Here is a 352-nt window from a genome sequence, read left to right on the forward strand (position 1 = left end):
GATGCTGGAGTGGAGGTCGAAACCGCGCGACAGCTGGCTACCTTCGTTGTCGCCACGATCGAGGGGGCCGTGATGCTCTGCCGAGCCAATCGGAGCATCGGACCACTCACGGACTCGTCTGTGCAACTCCTTCGAATGATACGTCTCGCGACTGAAACTTCGGCACTACCTACAGAGACTTCGGCATCCTGAACATCGTGCTCCGATAGCCTTCACTGAGGGTCGTCGATGCCAATCGTCACGCATGATTGTTACTTGGAGTTCGGTGTCTTCGGAGCACCGTCCGAGTCGAATTACGAGGCCGCGTGATCATGTCAGTGCACCGTTTGGCGGACGACCTTCTGGAGGAATT

1 protein-coding gene is annotated in these 352 nt (G+C 57.1%); it reads left to right on the forward strand.

The window, feature by feature from the left end; all coding sequences use genetic code 11:
* The first annotated feature begins 9 nt into the window (after positions 1-9).
* The gene (locus tag AC2ETI_RS32695) at positions 10-192 is read left to right on the forward strand and encodes an LmrA/YxaF family transcription factor (RefSeq protein WP_483635058.1); all 183 of its coding nucleotides are present in this window, start codon (positions 10-12) and stop codon (positions 190-192) included.
* Positions 193-352 lie beyond the last annotated feature (160 nt).

The organism is Rhodococcus sp. MurmanLake-1 (assembly GCF_056945715.1).